Origin of the sequence: Acinetobacter sp. YH12052 (genome assembly GCF_013419835.1) — a bacterium.
Classification (GTDB): Bacteria; Pseudomonadota; Gammaproteobacteria; order Pseudomonadales; family Moraxellaceae; genus Acinetobacter; species Acinetobacter amyesii.
In genome coordinates this window covers 16,180-34,907 of the sequence record NZ_VOZI01000019.1, presented here as the reverse complement: position 1 = coordinate 34,907, position 18,728 = coordinate 16,180, and the positions used below count along the sequence as shown (strand labels likewise).

Annotated in this window: 17 protein-coding genes and 1 riboswitch; of the genes, 8 read left to right on the top strand and 9 right to left on the bottom strand. The window is 42.1% G+C overall.

Annotated elements, in window-relative coordinates; all coding sequences use genetic code 11:
- Positions 1 to 23: 23 nt before the first annotated feature.
- The 4 genes from FTU06_RS13805 to FTU06_RS13790 all read right to left on the bottom strand — a co-directional run bounded on the left by FTU06_RS13805 (position 24) and on the right by FTU06_RS13790 (position 3,877).
- The gene (locus FTU06_RS13805) at positions 24 to 395 is read right to left on the bottom strand and encodes an MmcQ/YjbR family DNA-binding protein (RefSeq protein WP_168378763.1); all 372 of its coding nucleotides are present in this window, start codon (positions 393 to 395) and stop codon (positions 24 to 26) included.
- A gap of 36 nt (positions 396 to 431) precedes the next feature.
- Complete coding sequence (locus tag FTU06_RS13800; RefSeq protein ID WP_180089818.1) at positions 432 to 1,037, bottom strand: murein L,D-transpeptidase family protein; 606 nt, start codon at positions 1,035 to 1,037, stop codon at positions 432 to 434.
- A 112-nt stretch (positions 1,038 to 1,149) separates the two neighbouring features.
- Positions 1,150 to 2,595, bottom strand: a complete 1,446-nt coding sequence (locus tag FTU06_RS13795) for a YdiU family protein (RefSeq protein WP_180147214.1) — start codon at positions 2,593 to 2,595, stop codon at positions 1,150 to 1,152.
- 121 nt (positions 2,596 to 2,716) lie between these two features.
- The gene (locus FTU06_RS13790; RefSeq protein ID WP_078191233.1) at positions 2,717 to 3,877 is read right to left on the bottom strand and encodes an acyl-CoA desaturase; all 1,161 of its coding nucleotides are present in this window, start codon (positions 3,875 to 3,877) and stop codon (positions 2,717 to 2,719) included.
- Positions 3,878 to 4,067: 190 nt separating this feature from the next.
- Between FTU06_RS13790 and FTU06_RS13785 the strand changes: the two genes are divergently transcribed.
- Positions 4,068 to 4,601: an META domain-containing protein gene (locus FTU06_RS13785; protein WP_180063996.1), complete on the top strand. Its 534-nt coding sequence runs from the start codon at positions 4,068 to 4,070 to the stop codon at positions 4,599 to 4,601.
- Positions 4,602 to 4,667: 66 nt separating this feature from the next.
- Here the strand turns inward: FTU06_RS13785 and FTU06_RS13780 are convergent, their stop codons facing one another.
- The 3 genes from FTU06_RS13780 to FTU06_RS13770 all read right to left on the bottom strand — a co-directional run bounded on the left by FTU06_RS13780 (position 4,668) and on the right by FTU06_RS13770 (position 8,052).
- Entirely contained in the window at positions 4,668 to 5,381 is a 714-nt protein-coding gene (locus FTU06_RS13780) for a glycerophosphodiester phosphodiesterase (RefSeq protein ID WP_180005543.1), read from the bottom strand.
- Between the two features lie 185 nt (positions 5,382 to 5,566).
- Positions 5,567 to 6,151, bottom strand: a complete 585-nt coding sequence (locus tag FTU06_RS13775) for a cob(I)yrinic acid a,c-diamide adenosyltransferase (RefSeq protein WP_111885379.1) — start codon at positions 6,149 to 6,151, stop codon at positions 5,567 to 5,569.
- A gap of 47 nt (positions 6,152 to 6,198) precedes the next feature.
- Positions 6,199 to 8,052: a TonB-dependent siderophore receptor gene (locus FTU06_RS13770; protein WP_180147211.1), complete on the bottom strand. Its 1,854-nt coding sequence runs from the start codon at positions 8,050 to 8,052 to the stop codon at positions 6,199 to 6,201.
- 236 nt (positions 8,053 to 8,288) lie between these two features.
- Positions 8,289 to 8,445, top strand: a riboswitch (cobalamin riboswitch).
- 128 nt (positions 8,446 to 8,573) lie between these two features.
- On the opposite strand from FTU06_RS13770, the gene FTU06_RS13765 reads away from it, so the two are divergent.
- The 6 genes from FTU06_RS13765 (at position 8,574) to FTU06_RS13740 (ending at position 15,065) form a co-directional block, all read left to right on the top strand.
- Positions 8,574 to 10,442 (top strand): TonB-dependent receptor domain-containing protein, encoded by a 1,869-nt coding sequence (locus tag FTU06_RS13765; RefSeq protein WP_180147208.1) that lies wholly within the window; start codon positions 8,574 to 8,576, stop codon positions 10,440 to 10,442.
- A 160-nt stretch (positions 10,443 to 10,602) separates the two neighbouring features.
- Positions 10,603 to 11,244, top strand: a complete 642-nt coding sequence (locus FTU06_RS13760) for a phosphoribosylanthranilate isomerase (protein ID WP_180147205.1) — start codon at positions 10,603 to 10,605, stop codon at positions 11,242 to 11,244.
- Entirely contained in the window at positions 11,228 to 12,454 is a 1,227-nt protein-coding gene (gene trpB / locus FTU06_RS13755) for a tryptophan synthase subunit beta (protein ID WP_180147201.1), read from the top strand. Before FTU06_RS13760 ends, trpB begins: the two co-directional genes overlap by 17 nt.
- A 205-nt stretch (positions 12,455 to 12,659) precedes the next feature.
- Positions 12,660 to 13,385 carry a CPBP family intramembrane glutamic endopeptidase gene (locus tag FTU06_RS13750; protein ID WP_180147199.1) on the top strand — a complete coding sequence of 242 codons (726 nt, stop codon included), beginning with the start codon at positions 12,660 to 12,662 and terminating at the stop codon, positions 13,383 to 13,385.
- Between the two features lie 23 nt (positions 13,386 to 13,408).
- A complete protein-coding gene (locus FTU06_RS13745) occupies positions 13,409 to 13,933 on the top strand; it encodes a DUF1543 domain-containing protein (protein WP_180147197.1) in 525 nt (174 codons plus the stop codon).
- A gap of 139 nt (positions 13,934 to 14,072) precedes the next feature.
- The gene (locus tag FTU06_RS13740; protein ID WP_180147194.1) at positions 14,073 to 15,065 is read left to right on the top strand and encodes a DUF2804 domain-containing protein; all 993 of its coding nucleotides are present in this window, start codon (positions 14,073 to 14,075) and stop codon (positions 15,063 to 15,065) included.
- A 52-nt stretch (positions 15,066 to 15,117) separates the two neighbouring features.
- Here the strand turns inward: FTU06_RS13740 and FTU06_RS13735 are convergent, their stop codons facing one another.
- The gene (locus FTU06_RS13735) at positions 15,118 to 15,993 is read right to left on the bottom strand and encodes a metal-dependent hydrolase (protein ID WP_078191325.1); all 876 of its coding nucleotides are present in this window, start codon (positions 15,991 to 15,993) and stop codon (positions 15,118 to 15,120) included.
- A 145-nt stretch (positions 15,994 to 16,138) separates the two neighbouring features.
- On the opposite strand from FTU06_RS13735, the gene FTU06_RS13730 reads away from it, so the two are divergent.
- Entirely contained in the window at positions 16,139 to 17,167 is a 1,029-nt protein-coding gene (locus FTU06_RS13730) for an AraC family transcriptional regulator (RefSeq protein WP_180147191.1), read from the top strand.
- An 84-nt stretch (positions 17,168 to 17,251) separates the two neighbouring features.
- On the opposite strand, the gene FTU06_RS13725 is transcribed toward FTU06_RS13730, so the two are convergent.
- The gene (locus FTU06_RS13725; protein WP_180147188.1) at positions 17,252 to 18,586 is read right to left on the bottom strand and encodes a Na+/H+ antiporter NhaC family protein; all 1,335 of its coding nucleotides are present in this window, start codon (positions 18,584 to 18,586) and stop codon (positions 17,252 to 17,254) included.
- Between the last annotated feature and the right edge of the window lie 142 nt (positions 18,587 to 18,728).

Here is an 18,728-nt window from a genome sequence, read left to right as displayed (position 1 = left end):
GAAAATAATAGTTAAAAATTAAGCTATAGACGTTGGAGGAGCTCAATCCTCTGCCGCTGTCCTTTGTTTAACTTCGATACCACCAATTCATAAGAGTTCAGCACCAAATCTTGCAGAAGTTCTTCTTCTAATTCTTCATCTGTAAAAACAGAAATCCAATGCTGCTTATTCATATGCCAGCCCGCACGAATAAAGGGATAAATATCTCTGAGCATTGAGCCATTGTCTGGCAGCACCTTTAAGTTGATGGCCGCTTTGCCTTCCAAATGAAAACTCAGCATAAAGACCTTCTCCATCACTTTAAACACATCACAGCCTTCACCAAAAGGCTGGCTACAGGTGGTTTCAGGCAGGGCTAAGGCCGACTTAGCAGCTACAGTGTGTAATGCAATCATAGGGGATAACCTAAAAATAAGCCTGAGTTTTAAAGCCTAGGGACGAATATGTATAACGGTATCATTATTCACCAATTGCCAAATTTCATCCATATCAATATTACGCACAGCAATGCAGCCCCAAGTCCAATCTTTTTGTGGGAAATAAGTCATCAGTTGTGGTGCAGCTTTCATTTGTAAACTGGTTGCCGAACCATGAATCATAATGTCACCACCTGCAGAAACACCTAAATCTTTAGCCTTTTGTTTATCGGTCGCATTGGGGTAAGAGATATGCAAAGACTTATAAAATGAACTTCGCGGATTGCGCCAATCAATCATATAGCTGCCTTCAGGCGTTTTGCCATCACCTTCTTGAACTTTATGTCCAAGCGGTTGAAAACCCAGACGCATCGGGTAACGCCGAATGACTTGATCCTGATGTTTTAATTCCAAATAACGCTGAGCCTTATGTACCTGAATATTGTCGATCGGCGTTTCTGTGCGAATTTTTTGAATTTGTAAATCGCTTAATTCAGGTGGAAAGGCCAGTGCATTGGTAGGTGTAGGTAAATATTTTTCAAATTTTTGATAGGCAAAGCAGGCAGCAACAATGCAGACGAGGATAGCGAAACTAAAGATCGTGATATTTTTTCTTGTCATTGTAATGTAGAGAATGAGCTGCCTTCACAGCTCATCCATTTCGGCATTGTGGATAATGTCTAAATTATCCACAATTTTGATCCGAGTGAAATGTGGATTTGTGGATAAATGTTTATGAAGAACAGCTGACCATTACTTCAGGCACATCACTTGGCAAGGGGCCTAAATCTTCAGTTTTTTCTAGGTCAGGCTGTTTAGTAAATGGCTGACTGAGCAATGTAAATAAACGTTCTACCTCTGAAAAATCATTGCGTTCAGCTAGCTCAATCGCCTTTTGCGCCATATGGTTGCGCAAAATATATTGCGGATTAGCTTGTGCCATTTCAGCATCTAAAGCATCGGTGTCCTGATGCGCACGGATGCTTTCATACTGTGCCAAGAAACTTTCAAAGGCGCGGCGGTCAAGGGAGTCATCTTTAATGGCTTCATATTCATGATTTTGCAGACGGATAAAGCTTTGCGTGTAATCTAGCTGTTCAGTTTGCAGAATGCGTAAAAAGGCCATGGCGCAGTCAAAGCTGTCTTTATGGAAACTTGGCAAACCCATTTTCTGAGCTAAGCCCAATTTATAATGTTCCAAGAAGGTCAGTTCAAAATGCTCTAAGCATTTGGCTAGATCGTCTTTCCATTGCTCTTTGTCATAATCTACAGGGCAGAGCGGCACTAAGTTATTCAGCCATTGCCATAGATTCCAATGTCCGATACTTGGCTGCTGCTGATAGGTATAGCGGCCTTGGTAATCCGAATGGTTGTTAATCCAATTTGGACGGAAACGTTCCATAAAGCCATAAGGGCCAAAGTCCAAAGTTGAACCGGTAATATTCAGATTGTCAGTATTCATCACGCCATGTGCAAAACCAATCAGCTGCCATTTGGCAATCATCACTGCGGTACGCTGAATAACTTGAGTGGCAAAAGCCAAAATGGGCTGTTCAGCATCCAAGCATTCAGGGTAGTGCCACTCAATACATTTTTGCGTGAATTCAGGTAGTAAATCACCCTGATATTGATTGATCCATTCAAAATGTCCCAATCGGATATGACAGTCAGATGTACGCAGCATCATCGCGCCGAGCTCGAGTTTTTCGCGCTTTACACCTTGCTCAGAACTGGTAAAACCCACCGCATTGCTGGATGCAACGCCTAGGTTGTTCAGCGCATGTCCTGCCAAATATTCACGAATGGTCGAGCGCAGCACTGCACGTCCATCGCCCATGCGTGAATAAGGCGTAGAGCCGGCGCCTTTAAGGTGCAGGTCAATGGTTTGCCCATGTTTATCGATGATTTGCCCAATCAATAAGCCGCGTCCATCGCCCAATTGGCCGGCCCATTGTCCAAACTGGTGACCTGCATAGACCATCGCTAGCGGCTCAAATTCCTCAAAGGTTTTTTGCCCACTGCAAATCTCTACCCATTGAGCTTTATCTTCATCCGACCATTGTAACTGTTCAGCCAAAGCAGCATTAAAATGCCCAGCTTTTGCGCCTTTTAGAGGAACAGGTTGCTGATGATGGTACAGGCGAGGTGGCAGGGTGTTATAGCGGGCATTGAACAGCATAATGATCTTTAAAAATTCAAATTATGTTGGAACTATAGCAAAGACCAGATAGAAAAACTGTAGCTTAAAATCAATAAAGCCTCCACAAGGGAGGCTTTATCATTTGAGAGGCTTAAAAGAATTAAGCGGTTTTCTTTTTCAAGTTACGCATCAATTGATTCAGTGTTTCACGGTGCTGTGACAAACGCTGTTCAACTTGTAGGAATTCAAGTTTGAGTTTGTCATCCATTTGATGAATTTTTTCAGCAACTGCTGTTTTCTTCGCTTGAATTTCCTGTTCTTTTAATTTTGCCCAGTCATTCAAAGTTTGCGAAAACGCATCATATTCTTGAGAAATACGTTGTTTTGCTGTTGCAATGTCATCGGTCATGTTGAGACCATAGATCGCAAGGTCTTGTTCCGCATACTTGAACTTCATAGCCAACTCAGCTTTTTTAATATTAAAGCTAGGAATACGGCGTAAATTTTTGGCAAGGCCTAATTTAGAGCAGCTCCAAATTAACCATTTTGTTGGATCGTATTGCCACCATTTCACACCATTACGGTAGTCGTATTGGAAAATGTGGTGATAGTTATGATAACCCTCACCCCAAGTAGCAATAGCGAGCCAGAAGTTATCACGAGCGGTATTTTCGTCAGTATACGGACGTTTACCCCACATGTGGCACAGTGAGTTAATAAAGAACGTCACATGATGGCTTAAGATTAGACGCATTAAACCGCCCAATAATAGAACGCCCCACATGTCGCCAACAGCCCAACCAATTGGCACTAAAATCGCTGCATGCACAGCAATCACCAGTGGAATGTAGTATTTATCTTGGAACAAAACGACTTTATCTTTTAAAAGATCTGGCGCGTTTTTGTAGTTCGGTTCTGCTGCTGGATAATCACGAAGCATCCACCCGATATGGGCATACCAGAAACCACGATTAATCGAGTATGGATCTTGGTCAATATCGTCTACATGACGGTGATGTGTACGGTGACCTGAAGCCCAGAACAAAATACTGTTCTGAACAGCAAAAGTACCCATGAGCATTAAAATGATTTTTAAAGGCAAGGTTGCTTCATAAGCACGGTGTGCCCATAAGCGGTGATAACCTGCGGTAATACCTAAACTGCTGACACCCAGTAAAACAAACATACTGATCCAAGCAGCGGCACTAAAATCATGATTAATGGCATATAACGGAATTGCAATAACTGCGACAATAGGTAAAAACACCAATGCAAAAATAGCAATCCAGTTCATTGGGGCTTTGGGTAGGGGAGCATTCATCTCCAACAGCACTCCTGAAACCTTGGGAGGTATAGATAGGACGAATCCCATTAATTTTTTAAGGGATTTTAAACGTACAGAATAGTAGCACGGGAAAACCCGTTTTCACCACTGTTATTGTACAGTTGTATTGTTCTAAACAGTAACATAATACGACTGAAGTTATTTGACTTTTTGTGGGGTAAAAAAGATGCTAAAAAAACAGCAAAATCGTCAAAATAATCCGCAATTTTTTGTCAAACACTGTATCTGTGGCGGCTTTCTGATCAGTTGTCTAGGACTCATGGCCTGTCAAAGTTCTCCAACGCAGAAGGTGACTACAAAGTCACAAGGGAAGTCACATGGCAACAGTGTTGAACAGCCATTAAAAGTCATTCGCATGAATGATGGGATACAAGATATTCCATGGACGATTGTGCAAATTGCAGGGCAAAAAGCCAAGTTCTTTCATCATCAACCTTATTTGCAGTTCAGTTCACAATTTCGCCAAATTCAAGGCAATACGGGATGTAATAACATCAGTGGCACTTATGTGATTGATACCTTAAAACACAGCATTGATTTGAATGCGCGAGCAGGCTATTTCAGTTGTGATTCGGCTTTGGCTCAAGAGGCTGAACTTTCAGATGCATTGCAAGCCGCAACACAGTTTCAAATTCAAGCGAAACAGATGACAATGCAAAACAGTCGGGGTCAAACCGTGTTGGTTTTAGAACGAAAATAGGCCAGTTGAAAAAGCCACGTGTTGATCGAAGACTGAATTACATAAAACTAGGGGAATAAAGCAGCATTAAAAATGCTGCATCATTAATTTAGGATAGTCGGTAATTAAGCCGTTAATGCCCCAATCTTTAAGTTGTTTAGCACGATCAACGTCGTTGACAGTCCATACGCTCACATTTAATTTTGCCTGCTGCGTGGCCTGAATAATGTCTGAATTGGCGAGTTGGTTCATCCAACCGATTTGGATACAACCTAATTCAAGTGCTTGTTCAATCGCTTTAAATTTTACGTCCGTTTCAACCAGTAGCCCGCGTTTGAAACCGGATTTTTTTTGTTGCAAAGCAAGATGAATTTTAGGGTCAAAACTGGTGATCACCGCGGAATGTTCGAAACCTTGGAGCTGTTGTTCCAAGGTTTCAGTCAGCGCTTCTGCTTCAGTCTGTGTCTTCACTGCTTTCACTTCGACTTCAATATGATCGAAGTTATGAATAATTTTGAGCGTTTGTTCGAGCAGTGGCGTCGGCTCAACTTTATTCCATTCTGACCATGTCACTGCATGGTTATACGGTTCTAGTTCAGAACTTTCGCATTCATAAAGATACTTATCTTGGCCGGTGGTACGGATGAATTGATCGTCATGCATCACAATTAAGGCGCGATCTTTTAGCTGTCGCACATCAAATTCAACTGAGCGTATGCCTAAATCTTGAATATATTGGAAACCACCTAGGGTATTTTCAGGTGCTTCACCACGAGCGCCACGGTGACCGATTATGCGCATACGAGGCCTACAAAAAAGGATGTTAAGAACATAATGTCCTGTAAGAATGACAGGGAGATGACACTGTTATTTTGATCCGATCATCCTGAAATACAAGAATGATCGGACGAAATGTTTCGATTTATTTCAATGTAAAATAGACTTTTAATTGGTCAAAGGATTTGAGCAATTTTTGAATCCAAAAATTATTGATCAATCGTGTCGTTAATATTTTTCTGCCACAGCACCTCAGAACCACCTTCAGCGCGTTGTAATGTACGCGATGCGACAAATAACCAGTCAGAGAGTCGGTTAAGTAGCTGCAATGACGGTGCTTGAATGTTCTGGTCACGGTTATGTACAGCCATTAAACGACGTTCTGCACGGCGGCAAACTGCACGCGCTTGATGGGCAAAGCTGCACACCAATGTTCCTGATGGCAGGATAAAGTCTTTGAGCATTGGCAGTGCTTCATTCATACGGTCAATGTCATTTTCCAAAAACTCAATTGACACAGGTTGTACCAAGTTGAAGTTTGGAATGCAAACTTCACCGCCAAGGTCGAATAACCAATGCTGAATCAGGCTGAGCGATTTATCCCAAGCCGCTTTGTCTTCAATACTGCTTAGTGCGATGTGCGAACGCAGAATACCAATGCTTGAATTGAGTTCATCGACATCTCCTAAGGCTTCAATACGTAAATCATCTTTGGCTACGCGTGATCCGTCGCCAAGACCTGTCGTACCTGAATCGCCTGTGCGGGTATAAATTTTACTTAAGCGGTGGCCCATTTTAATTGTCCATTTTTTGATTAAAAGTTGAATAAATCAGTGTGAAATTAATATCTAACTGTGATGCCAAAGGAAGCCAAACGGCCGCCATTTAAATAGAATTTGCCGTCGAAATTGCCAGCAGAAGCCGTTTTATATTGAACATCGCCGACATTTTGAATATTGGCAAAGAAGCGCAGTTGCTCGTTGGGTTGGTAATAACTATTGAAATCAATCTGAGCATGTCCAGGGATCACATCCTCATCATAATTACTGCTGTCTGAATGGCTGTTCGCACTCAGTGTTGTTGACAGCCCATAATGTTCATCAGCCCAACCAGCTGACAATGCCAGTTTTTGACGTGGGCGGCGGCTCAAATCCAAACCTGTTTTATCATTTTTTGCTTGATTGTAGCTATAACTGGCCTTTGTAAAAAATGCCTCATTGCTCCAATTCACATAGACTTCTGAACCTTGAATGGTCACTGCATCAATATTGGCAAACTTCCAGTTATTGTTGGGATCAGAATCAATAAGGTTATCAATTTCAGTTCTGTAGATAGACAAACCAGTTTTTAGTTGTGGTGTCATTTGTAGGTCTAGCCCAATTTCATAGGATTGACTTTCTTCGGGTTTTAAGTCAGGGTTTGCATAGTCGCCATAATATAAGTCGTTCATGGTTGGCGCTTTAAATGCTGTACCAATATTGGCATAGCTACTAAACAACGGCGTGAAAAAATAACGCGCAGCAACTTGTCCGACCGTGTGTTGACCATATTTTTCATGGTATTCACGACGAATACCCGCTTGAGTTTTTAATTTATCAGTTTGATATTGGTGCTGTAGATAATAACCCGTACTGTTTAAGTCTTGATGAAAAGACTCTGCAGTTTTTAGCGTTGATGTTTCTAGCTGCCGATGGGTGATGCCTGCAATGATGTTCTGAGACGGCGTCATTTGCTGTTTTGCGGTCAGTTCATATTCAGTGGATTCATAATGGGTCTGTTCAAAGATTTTGAGCTGTTCCAACTCATCTTTAAAATAAGACACGCGAGCATTCAGGGTCAGCTGATCTGTGGGGTTGAAGTGTGACTTCAGGGTTGCAATTTGATTTTTAAAATCTTGCGACTTTTGCTCATATTGCAGTGAATTCCAGCTGTATTGCTCATATTGAGCATTACCTTGGTTTTCAGAATAATCCAATGAAGTGCCAAAGCGTGTTTCTTCATAGCCAAATTTGGTAGACACGCCTTTTTGATTAAAGCTAGAAGCTCTGGCATTTTCATGTTCATGAATCAATGTGCCGTCGGTTTCTAAACGCTGTCCACGAATTTGCGCATAAAAACCTTGCTTGGCTAGGTCTACCCCGACAGTACTTTTATAGGTTTGATTTCCACCTATTTCAGCGCTGATAAAAGCTGCATTTTTTTCAGGGGTTTTGCTAATGATTTGTACCACACCACCAATGGCATTGGTGCCATAAAGGACAGATGCTGGGCCTTTTAAAACCTCAATCTGCTTAATGTCTGTGGTATCTATAAAATTATTTGGCGCTAAACCGCTGGCATCATTATTTAAACGGACACCGTCACGCAATACCAAAGTGTGGTCTGACTCTGTGCCACGTAAAAAAAATGAAGCTTGTTGTCCATAGCCACCCAGCTGCACCATATTGATAGAAGCATCACTCATTAATAAATGTGGAAATGATGCAATTGGTGATTGATCTATGAGCGACTCATCAATAATGGAAATACGTGCTGGCACATTTTCTAATTTTTCTTGTGAGCGTGTTGCAGTCACCACAATGGTATCCATTGTTGGTTGAGCAATGCGCGATTCATTTGCAAAACAAGATGTAGAAAAAGCCCAAGCGGCAGCAATGCCTGTAGCGAGTGCTGTAGGGCGAGCTAAAGTTGACATGCGATGCTCCATACATTTACCCCACGTAAATGATTGAGTGATAGAACACAGTGAGCAGGTATCGGACTGGCAAATTTACTTTTGCGCACCGTTGCGGGGGCAGTGTTGTGGAAACTTCCCATGCCAACTGTTGTGAATGGCTTAAGTATAGTGAACTCCGATTATTCGAACAATCGAAACTATGGGGTATTTGAAGATAGGTACATATACAGCTTGACTTGCTGTGGAGCAGAAATTAATCTGCCTGCGCTTCAGGTGCTTTCTTAATTGAGAAGTGAAACTGGGAAGTCAGTCCAGCAGTATAGAGCTGTTGTTATCTGACACTGCCCCCGCAACGGTGAATCGTTATTCATAACGTAAGTCCGGAGACCGGCCTGATGCAGACCTATTCATAATGCGGCGGGCGTTATAGCGGGATTGCATGCTTTTGTCTGAAAAATGGCAAGCCTTGTCTTACCCCAAAACCGCCTCGCGTTATCCAACTTTTATTTCGCACGGGCGGTGCGATCGGGGAATACAGCATGCATTCTTTCTCTAAGACTCTTATCGGGTCGCTTTTTGTTTTATCTCCACTTTCTGCGGCCATGGCAGAAGACCAAGTTCATCAACTTCCAGTCATTACCAACACCGTTGCCAATATTGTTGAGCAAGACTCACAAAAAACTTTGGCAGCAGTGACCGTGATTAGCCGTGAAGAAATTGAACGTAAGCAATTTAATTCATTACAAGACTTATTACGTACTGTGCCGGGCGTCACGTATAGCAATACTGGCGGTTTAGGTAAAGTTACCAGTGTTTCAATTCGCGGTACGGGTAATCGCCATGCATTGGTCTTGGTGGATGGTCAAAAGGTAGGTTCAGCAACGCTTGGTGAAACGGCTTTTGAACACTTCCCAATTGATCAGATTGAGCGTGTCGAAGTTCTGCGTGGTCCGCGTTCTAGCTTGTATGGTTCAGAAGCGATTGGCGGTGTAATTCAAATCTTTACCCGTAAAGGCACGCAAAACGGCATAAAACCATTTGCATCTTTTACCTATGGTTCGCATGAAACGTATCAAGGGAATGTTGGTTTAAATATTCGCCAAAATGATACTTGGGCAACACTGAATGTTGCAGGAACAAAAACTCAAGGCATTGATGCGACAAATATTGCGGAGCCTTATGACCTTGATAAAGATGGCTATGAAAACAAGTCAGCATCTTTACGTATGGGGCATAAATTCAATGATCAGTTTGATATTGATGCAAGTGTTTTAGTTGTTGATGGTGAAAATGAATATGATAATAGGGATGACTGGGGTTCTCCTTATATTGATGCAAAAAATGTGCATAGTAAAATCGAGCAAAATGTTTACAGCATTGGTGCTACCTACAAGCCATTTGATGTGTGGACTACAGGATTAAAGTTAGGTCGCTCTGAAGACAAGTTAGATAGCCGAGATGGCTATCCATCAGTGATCAACACTCAGCGGGACAGCTTATCTTGGCTGAATACATTGAACTTTAATCAGCAAAATACATTGATGCTTGGCTTTGATTATCAGAATGATGAAGTCTCAGGTACTAAAGCTTATGCTGTTAAAGAGCGTGATAACAAAGCTTATTTTGCGCAATATCTAGGTTCATTTGGTAACTTCGATGTGCAAGGTGCAGTCCGTCAGGAAGATAACGAGCAGTTTGGTAATCATACGACTGGAAGCGCAACTTTAGGATATCGCTTCAATGATGCCATACAAACTTATGTCAGCTATGGCACCGCATTCAAAGCCCCAACATTCAACGATTTGTATTGGCCAGGAAGTGAAAGCCCGACATTGGTTCCAGAGGAATCTGAAAACTATGAAGTTGGTTTCAAGGGCGTGGTCAGCAATGTTCAATGGGAGCTAAACGCTTTCCATAATGAAATTGAAAACATGATCGCATGGGCACCAAATGCATCGGGGAACTATGTTCCAAGCAATATAGATAAAGCCAAAATTAAAGGCGCTGAACTATCACTTACTCAGCAGTTGAATAATTTTCTTTGGAATATCAATTATACCTATCAAGAGCCTGAAAACGAGACAGCAGGACTTCATGGCAAGCAGTTGTTTTTAAAACCAAAGCAAATCTTTAATGCTTCAGCAGATTATACAATGGATAAGTGGACTGTCGGTGCTTCAGTTCATGCCGAAGATAAGCGTTATACCAATGCTGCAAATACTGCTGAATTGGGCTCTTTTGCCACAGTGGATACGCGAGTAACTTATCAAGCCACGCCTGAATTCAGTGTTCAAGCCAAGCTTGCCAATATGTTTGATAAAGAATATTCGACAAACTACAGCAATAGCACTTTATATAACCAAGATGGCCGTACTGCTTGGCTAACCTTACGTTATGCAATGAAATAATTGATTCAATTATTTAAAAAGCCCTGATCATTCAGGGCTTTTTATTTTTGCGTAGTAATCATGCTGAAAATCCACGCAATGCATGAAAATTGCATTACAATGATTCGCCTTCATATTCATAGATAGGCTATGAATAGGGTGGAGTCAGAGCCAAAAGAACATGCGAACCCGTGCCAAAATCTGCGGAATTACACGTACTCAAGATATCCAATCTGTCGTCCAAGCTGGTGCAGATGCGATAGGATTTGTATTCTTTGCGCCCAGCCCACGCAGTGTAACGGCAGAGCAGGCCGCTGAGCTGATTCAGCATGTGCCGCCCTATGTGCAGACCGTGGGTTTATTCGTGAATGCATCGGCTACAGACATACAGGATATTTTAAAAATTTCACCTGTAGATATCCTGCAGTTTCATGGCGATGAAAGCCCTGAACAGTGCAAAACGATTGCGCAGTCCGTTGGGCGCCGCTGGTATAAAGCCATTCAGGTCAAACCCGATTTGGACGTGATTAGAGAGATTCAAGCCTTTCAACAGGCTGGGGCAAGCGCCGTACTGTTAGATGCATGGCATCCTGAACTGAAAGGCGGTACAGGGCATAGTTTTGACTGGACACAGTTCCCAAAACTCGATATTCCTTTAATTTTGGCGGGCGGTTTAAAGCCTGACAATATTGAAGATGCGATTCAAACCACAGGCGCTTATGCCGTAGATGTGAGCGGTGGTGTAGAATCAAGTAAAGGTATTAAAGACCAACAACTCATAGAACGCTTTATGCAAGGAGTCCTTCGTGGATCAGCAAAATAAAATCGACTATACCCAATTCCCAGACGCACAAGGGCATTTTGGTATTCATGGCGGGCGTTTTGTGTCAGAAACTCTAATGGCAGCACTTGAGGACTTAGAAAAGCTCTATTTCCGCATGAAAGATGATGCACAGTTTTTGGCAGAATTCGACCGTGACTTGGCGCATTACGTCGGTCGTCCTAGTCCATTGTATTATGCTGAGCGATGGTCGAAAGAGTTGGGTGGTGCGCAAATTTACTTAAAACGTGAAGACCTGAACCATACAGGTTCACATAAAGTGAATAACACCATTGGTCAGGCTTTACTGGCTAAGCTGTCAGGTAAAAAACGTATTATTGCCGAAACAGGTGCGGGTCAGCACGGTGTAGCAACGGCAACGATTGCAGCGCGTTTAGGCCTTGAGTGTGTGGTGTTTATGGGTGCAGAAGACGTAAAACGTCAAGCCATGAACGTGTACCGTATGCGTTTGCTTGGCGCGACAGTTGTACCTGTAGAAAGCGGTTCAAAAACATTGAAGGATGCTATGAACGAAGCGATGCGTGACTGGGTAACCAATGTTGATTCAACTTATTATGTGATTGGTACCGTTGCAGGTCCGCATCCATATCCGCAATTGGTTCGTGATTTCCAATCGATCATTGGCCGTGAAGCGCGTAAACAAATTCAAGAACAAGCAGGCCGTTTACCAGATGCCTTGGTTGCATGTGTGGGCGGCGGTTCAAATGCGATGGGCTTGTTCTATCCATTCTTAAATGATGAAGATGTGAAAATGTACGGTGTCGAAGCTGCAGGCTATGGCATTGAAACAGGCAAACACTCTGCACCACTCAATGCAGGTCATGTGGGTGTACTTCACGGTAACCGTACTTACCTGATGTCGGATGATCAAGGTCAAATCATTGAAACCCACTCAATTTCTGCAGGTCTGGACTACCCAGGTGTAGGCCCTGAGCATAGCTTCCTCAAAGATATGCACCGTGTGAACTATGTGCCAATCAATGACACTGAAGCGCTGCAAGGTTTCCGTGATTTAACCCAAGTTGAAGGTATTATCCCTGCGCTAGAAAGCTCACATGCAATGGCTTATGTGACGAAACTTGCGCCGACGATGGATAAAGACCAAATCATTATTGCGACGGTTTCAGGCCGTGGTGATAAAGACTTAATGACCGTTGCCCGCATTGATGGTGTGGAAATGGTTGAGATGTAAATTCCTTTAAGCCCTCTCCTTTAAGGAGAGGGTTTGGGAGAGGTTATATATTCTGAAATATCAAATCGCGCAGAAGTCATTCCGCGCGATTTTTTTGGCTGAAAATTTTATTGAGGCAAATCACTATAAAATAGATGCAGAATAAAAGTGTGAAATAAATCACAATACTGTGGAAATTTTATTGCTTTAGAAAGACTTTATAACAATGACATTTACCCAATTGGTTCGTGCAGAATCCTTTCCAACCCATATTTCTTGGCAATGGCGTGATACTTTTGCGCTGTGTATTCTTCCGCTGATCTTGCTCAACAGTTATGTCTTAGACCAATTTTTTGGTGTTTCAGCTCAGGTTGCTTTGGGTGATTCGATCTTTCGCGGTATTTTATTTATTGCCGTGTGTTGGCTCTATAAAACGATGCTATATACGCACTGGCAAAAGTATAAGCAGGCCTTTTGGCGCTCAAGTCTGTTGGTGGTTGTTGGTGCAGTCGCTTTACAAGTAGTGATTTCTTTTACACGCAGTCTGTTGCCCGTTGGTGAGAACATTGAAAAAGAATCGACCATTGATCCCAATACGATTGCGTTTTTTAGCTTGCTGATCATCAGCCTTGGGCCATTATTTACCGCATTGCTCGAAGATATTATTTTCCGCTATACCTTGCTACAAAAGCTATTTATACAGCCTTGGCTGTGGCGAGTGATTTTGGTCTTACTGAACTCAATCTTATTCGGCTTGATTCATTATCATAATTTTGATGGCGATTTGATTGCGACCATCAGTTTTATGGCGGCAGGCCTATTTCTCAACCTGATCTATTTGTGGACGCGTAACATTTGGCATGTTTTACTCATTCATTTCGTCAACAATGCAGTACTATCGTTAGGCGGCGTGATTTTATTGAAATTGCTTCAGCCCTATGTGGGCAGTTGAAGTCAAAAATAGGGGGGAAGATTGTGTCTAGTTTATTTATGGTGATGCTCGGCGGACGCCATTCAAGAGCAAATATCGAAGTGCATGATGTCATTCTTGCAGTGGGTAACGCATTAGAAGAGGTTTATCCACAACTGAGAACGGCATGGTTTGGTGAGCAAAAAGGCTTACATATTGATGCTTGGGCACAAGTACATACAGTCAGCACTGAAAATCGGCATTATCGCATCCAATTTTGTGATTCCGCGCCCCGAGCTGAAGATGAAAAATTATGGCTGATTAATCTCGGTGGATATGATGCCCGCGAATTTGGTGAATTACATCGTTATGTTTTGGTGACAGGACAAAACGCTAGTGTCGCGAAACAACGGGGCAAGGCTTTTTTTGAGTCACATTGGCAAAAACAACATACCGACCGAACCCTAGATGTCGATGATTGTATTGCGATTGATCATGTGTATGGGCGCTATATCGAATTGGTTGAAACCCCGCATAGCCAGCAAAATTCATGGGAAAATGATTACATCTTAATAAATGAACATTTGTGATGATTAAGAGCTGAAATGTCAGCTTTTATATTTTTTTGTGATATTCGCCTGAAATCAGATGGATTGTCTTTTCAGGCGTTAAATAATAGGCATAATAACATTCAGGATTTAGACCTTAAACCTCAATGGAATGGCGTATATGGATTTAATACGGCCGAATGGACAGCCGCATTATGGGCGTTTTAGTGAACTTCCCAATCGCATCGATTTAAGTAAGTATGAATATAAGACACCGTATGGAAAACGACTTGAAGGTTGGCGTAAGCGTTTAAAATATAAAAAATTTAAATTTTGTTGTATTCAGCATGAACATTATACGATTGGTCTAGCGATCGCCGATATCGCGTGGGCGGGGCACGGTTTTGTCTATGTGTATGATCATATTTCGAATGAAGTATTGGAATGGAATTCGATTAATTTCCTGTCACGTAATACCGTTTTAGATGAACAACCTTTATTTAATCAAAGTCATTTTATCAAGTCAGGGATTCAACTGGATATTCAGCATGCCAATGGTGTGCGATACATTCAAATGTCGAAACATGGCGAACTCAAACTGAGCGCTCGAGTGTTTTGTGCGGGGACTGATCCGCTGAGTATGTGTAGCCCCACAGGGATTAATGGTTGGACCTATACTCAAAAATTGACGACGTTAGGCTGTGAAGGTTTCTTTATCAATAAGCAAGGCAAAACCATTCAATTCCACGACCGGACATTGGTGTCTTTAGATGATACCTGTGGTTTTCTTCGTCCTGAAACCGCATGGTTTTGGCTGTCGTGTAACTTTTGGGATAGTCAAAATCGACGCGTTGGGATCAATCTTGCCTCTGGGGTAAATGAAAGCTTTGGTAATGAAAATTGCCTATGGGTCAATGGACATTTGTATGCCATGTCTGATGTGCTGTTTCAGCAACAAGGCGATAATCAATGGAATATTAGCTCATTAGATAACAGCTTAAATTTGATCGTCACCACAGGTTGGCGGCGCTATGAAAACCTGAATTTAAGATTGGTCGGTAGTCAGTTCAGTCAATGGCAGGCAAAAATTAGCGGTACAATTCAACGTGATGGCGAAGAAATAGTATTCTTAAATGAATATGGTTTACTTGAGCAGCACTATGCAAAATGGTAAGTCTAAGCCTATAAAAAAAGCCGCAATCGATGCGGCTTTTTTTATTCAGTTTTTATTTTGCAGCTTGCCAAAACACTTCCGCAGCTTGAATTGGATCATTGGTTTCTTCATAAGTTTTTAACCAGAGATCATAATTTTGCACAATGGGATGCTGACTCGGATGGAAGTCTTTTTTAAACCAATCTCGATATGGTTTGCTCATACGGGTGAGGGTGCCATTTTTACCAAAGAACCACGGTAAGCCTTTCATATTTAATTTTAAACGTTCAGTGAAACTGAAGCCGTCATGTTTCAGCATCACATTGGCACGGTATAAGGTAAAGCCGAGCATCAATCCACTGGTCCAGACCAGAGTGAATTTCTTTAAATTTTCATCGACCTTCGCCACATCTTTCATCACATCAAAAGCCACATCGCGATGTTCCATTTCTTCTATCGCATGCCAAATAAATAATGCACGGACATAAGGATGCGCAGATTCTAGTACGGACTTTTGGCTACAGAACGTTTCAGCCATCAGCGCGGTCAAATGCTCGGCAGAAGCCGTCATGGCAATGTTGTATTCAGGTGAGCGCTTGCTCAGTTCAAATTTAAAAATTTTATTTAAGCGTTTAATGAACGCATCGACAGGCATGCCTTGTTGTTTCATCAACATATTCATTTTGTCATGCGCCATACCGTGCTGCGCTTCTTGACGAATAAAGTCAGCGACACGTTGCTGTAAATCAGGGTCTTGAATTTGACTGCGGAACAGACGTACAGATTCAATAAAATAGCGCTCGCCATCAGGAAAGGTCAGGCTCAAGGCATCAAACATACGTGTTAAAAAGGGGTCCCCGCCAAACCAATAGCGCGGGATTTCTTCTAACTTAAAATTAAGCTTTGTGCGAACAATAGGTTCGACTTGATATTTGACGATAGCATTCATGATATTTTTTCTGTGCGAGTCGTATTGATTGCAGTATGTCGGAGAAATTGCACTTTGTTTTGACAGATATTGCCAATTTTTATACATTTTACGCCATGATGAAAATATAAAATGTCAGAATTGGCAGGTCAGAAAGAGGGGCGTGATGGCTGAAATTCAGATCCCAAATGGTTACTTCCAATTGTGGAATATGGTCTTAATTGAGCGTGAATTAAACTATACACAGCTCGAATGGATTGCGCCGTATGCTGCGCAAATTCAGCATGTGCTGTCTTTGCCGATCGACTCTCAATCGCCGAATTCTTTTTTTAACAGCATCATGCAACTAACTCAGCAGCATCTGGATTGTCCGCAATTGGTCTTTGAAATGGCCAAGTATATTCGTGCGGAGCATTTTGGGGTGTTAGGTTATATGGCGACACTGAGTAATAGTGTTGCAGATGCTTTGCAATATGTGATGCGGTTTAGTCGTTTGGTGATTGATGGGGCGCAAATTGTGCCGATGAATATGAGCCATCAAGATCATCAAATTATACTTTCTTGGCCACAGCATGATGATGAATATGCTTTGGTGAATGAATTGACGATGGCCTGTATGGCACATTTGGCCAAGCAAATTTTTCCAGATTCTTTAAAGTTACTCCGCATTCATTTTGCCCATGCAGCGCGGATGGCTCATTATCACTATGAAAAATTTTATGGCTGCCAAATGGAATTTTCGACCCTTAAATATTCATTTGTGATTCATGCCGATAGTTTGGATTTAAAGTCAGAACTTGCTGATCCGTCACTGATGCAATTGTTATTACGCCAAGCCGAAGAAGCGATCGCCGCTCGTCCGCAACATGCCGATCCAATTCAACAGATGCAACAATGCATCGCTGATCATCTCAAACTAAAACAGCAAGCCCCTAAAATAGAGTGGTTAGCAGAGGAGTTACATCTGTCAGTCAGAACCTTGCAACGACAGTTAAAGGAGAAAGACACCTCGTTTAAACGGCTTTTAGAGCTTGAACGGATGAAACGCTGTGAATATCTACTTATACAACAAACCCATTTGACAGATATCGCGTTGCAGTTAGGATATTCAGATCAGTCTGCTTTGGCACGTGCTTTTAAGGCATATAGCGGAGAGACATTATTGGCGCGGAAAAAAGCCTTGAGATTAGAATAAAACGTGCAGATTGCTCGTCAAGAAAAGCCTTTCAAACAACATTAAAAAAAGCGGTCAAACGACCGCTTTTCTTTTAAGCCAAGCTTATGCCGCAGCTTTTAATTTTGGATAACGAAGTAAAATGGCAAGGATGGCAAAGATCGCCAAGACCCAACAGTAATACACACTACCAATCAGTTCCACAGGCGAAAGTTTTGCGATCGAACAAGCCAGTAACAGCTGTGCGCCATAAGGAATGAGACCTTGGACTACGCAAGAGAAAATATCCAAGAGCGCAGCAGCACGTTTAGGGTCTACACCATATTCTTTCGCGACTTCACGTGCCATGTCACCAGATAAAATAATTGCGACAGTGTTGTTTGCCACAAATAGGTTGGAGAAAATCACCAAGAAACTGATACCAATTTCACCCGCGCGTTCGGCACCAACTTTAAAGCAGCGTGTCATGCTGTAAATACGTTGAATCAGCCATTCTAAACCGCCTTCTTTTTGCATAATCGCAGAAATGCCACCCAAGAAAATAGAAAGCAGGGCAACTTCAAACATGCCGGTAAAGCCGTCATAAATAGAATTATTTAAGCTTAAGAAGTTAAATTCAGGTTGAATGACCAACCCAATCAAACCAGATAACAAGACACCAATGGTCAGTACAGCAAGCACGTGCAAACGTGAAAAGGCCAAAATAAATACGGCTAAATACGGCAAGATCAGCCAAGCATTATAAGCTTTGTATTCAATCGCTTGTGAGCCTTGACTCATGAATAAATAGATACAGATACTGACGATCGATGCAGGTACAGCAATCCAAACATTGACCTTAAATTTATCGCGAAGCTGAACTTTTTGACTGTTCGTTGCAGCAATGGTGGTATCTGAAATCATCGACAGATTATCACCAAACATGGCACCGCCGACCACAGCACCAATGGCATACACCACTTCAATTTCGGTGACTTGTGTAAAACCAAAGGCAATTGGCGCGCAGGCTGCAATGGTGCCCATAGAGGTTCCCATCGCTGTGGCAATAAAGGCCGCAATAATAAACAGCATGGGCAGCACGAACTCAGGCGCAATCATCGATAGTCCCAACTGCACTGTTGCATCGACACTACCGATGGCACTGCTGACACTGGCAAAAGCACCAGCGAGCATAAAGACCATGAACATTAAGATCAAATTCGGGTGGCTGGCACCTTTCATAAATGTATCAATCGCGTCATTTATCTTGCCGCGATAGAGCAAAATTGCCAATACAATTGCAGGAAGAGCAGCGACTGGGGCTTTCACTTGATAGAACGCAAACTCAGTTCCAATGATGGAATGGTAAATACCACTGCCCAAAAAAATGGTCAGAAAAACAATAAGCGGGAGCAGTGCAAATGCCCGAGCAGGCACTTTCACTTGTGAATCGGAGGACATAGGAGATAAAAAAATAAAAGTATGCGGCTAGTATAAAGCAGGTTTTGCAATTTAAGGAAAATTAAAATGTAAATGCTAAGCCTGTTATTTTTAACATTTTTTTGATGATAAAATTAAGTTAGTCTAAAACCTTATAATTTTG

Coding starts and splice junctions, on each gene's coding strand:
- FTU06_RS13785 (WP_180063996.1), top strand. CDS start 4,068: ATGCTAAAAAAACAGCAAAATCGTCAAAATAATCCGCAATTTTTTGTC.
- FTU06_RS13790 (WP_078191233.1), bottom strand. CDS start 3,877: ATGAATGCTCCCCTACCCAAAGCCCCAATGAACTGGATTGCTATTTTT.
- FTU06_RS13750 (WP_180147199.1), top strand. CDS start 12,660: ATGACATTTACCCAATTGGTTCGTGCAGAATCCTTTCCAACCCATATT.
- FTU06_RS13805 (WP_168378763.1), bottom strand. CDS start 395: ATGATTGCATTACACACTGTAGCTGCTAAGTCGGCCTTAGCCCTGCCT.
- FTU06_RS13730 (WP_180147191.1), top strand. CDS start 16,139: ATGGCTGAAATTCAGATCCCAAATGGTTACTTCCAATTGTGGAATATG.
- FTU06_RS13760 (WP_180147205.1), top strand. CDS start 10,603: ATGCGAACCCGTGCCAAAATCTGCGGAATTACACGTACTCAAGATATC.
- FTU06_RS13725 (WP_180147188.1), bottom strand. CDS start 18,586: ATGTCCTCCGATTCACAAGTGAAAGTGCCTGCTCGGGCATTTGCACTG.
- FTU06_RS13765 (WP_180147208.1), top strand. CDS start 8,574: ATGCATTCTTTCTCTAAGACTCTTATCGGGTCGCTTTTTGTTTTATCT.
- FTU06_RS13800 (WP_180089818.1), bottom strand. CDS start 1,037: ATGACAAGAAAAAATATCACGATCTTTAGTTTCGCTATCCTCGTCTGC.
- FTU06_RS13740 (WP_180147194.1), top strand. CDS start 14,073: ATGGATTTAATACGGCCGAATGGACAGCCGCATTATGGGCGTTTTAGT.
- FTU06_RS13735 (WP_078191325.1), bottom strand. CDS start 15,993: ATGAATGCTATCGTCAAATATCAAGTCGAACCTATTGTTCGCACAAAG.
- FTU06_RS13795 (WP_180147214.1), bottom strand. CDS start 2,595: ATGCTGTTCAATGCCCGCTATAACACCCTGCCACCTCGCCTGTACCAT.
- FTU06_RS13780 (WP_180005543.1), bottom strand. CDS start 5,381: ATGCGCATAATCGGTCACCGTGGCGCTCGTGGTGAAGCACCTGAAAAT.
- FTU06_RS13775 (WP_111885379.1), bottom strand. CDS start 6,151: ATGGGCCACCGCTTAAGTAAAATTTATACCCGCACAGGCGATTCAGGT.
- FTU06_RS13770 (WP_180147211.1), bottom strand. CDS start 8,052: ATGTCAACTTTAGCTCGCCCTACAGCACTCGCTACAGGCATTGCTGCC.